The 857-nt window shown below is 65.0% G+C and carries 1 protein-coding gene; it reads left to right on the top strand.

All coding sequences use genetic code 11. The features are described from left to right. Positions 1-850: IS4 family transposase (locus G3446_RS27025; protein WP_164456731.1), on the top strand; the 850-nt coding region annotated here is incomplete at its 5' end. Positions 851-857 lie beyond the last annotated feature (7 nt).

Genomic DNA, 857 nt, shown 5'->3' with positions numbered 1-857 from the left:
CCTGCCCGACACCCGCTTGACCTACATCGCCGATCGCGAGGGCGATCTCTACGAGCTGTTTGTCGAGGCGCCCTGTCCTGAGCAGGGTGCCGACTGGCTGGTGCGCGCTCAGCATCAGGAGCGTCTGCTCACGGACGGGCGAACCCTGCGCGCTGCGCTCGATGCGCAAAAGGCGCTCACCGAGATCACCTTCGAGCGCCCGCCCGCGAAGGGGCGACGGGCGCGCACCGTCACCCAGCAGATCAGGGTCGCGCGGGTGAGCTTGAAGGCTCCACGCCGTCCCGATCGCACGTTGCCGACGGTCACCGTCACAGCCGTGTTGGCAACCGACGTCGATCCACCCGCCGATGAGGACCCGCTCGACTGGCTGCTGTTGACCAACCTCCCGGTCGAGACCCCAGAGCAAGCGATCGAAATACTCTCTTGGTATCTCTGCAGGTGGCAAGTTGAGCTGTTTTTCAAGATCTTGAAAAGCGGCTGCCAGATTGAGGAGTTGCAGTTGGAGCGGCGCGCGCGCCTGGAGCCGGCGATCGCCTTCTACCTCATCATCGCCTGGCGGGTCCTGTTTCTCACGCAGCTCGGACGCGACTGTCCCGAGCTGCCCTGTGACGTCGTCTTCGACGAGGCGGAGTGGAAGGCCGTCTACCTTGTCACCCAGCGCCAGCCCCCGCCCGAGCAGCCGCCGCCGCTCGACACCATGGTGCGCATGGTGGCCACCCTGGGCGGCTTCCTCAATCGCAAAGGCGATGGCTTCCCCGGCTCCAAGACCTTGTGGATCGGTCTGCAGCGCGCAGCCGACTTTGTGCTCGCCTTGGAGGCGCAACGATCCGTGAGTGGGACTTATGGGTAACGATATG

Origin of the sequence: Thiorhodococcus minor, assembly GCF_010820565.1 — a bacterium.
Lineage (GTDB): Bacteria > Pseudomonadota > Gammaproteobacteria > Chromatiales > Chromatiaceae > Thiorhodococcus > Thiorhodococcus minor.
Note: the sequence above shows the minus strand (reverse complement) of the source record. Positions and strands in the feature narration are given on the sequence as shown.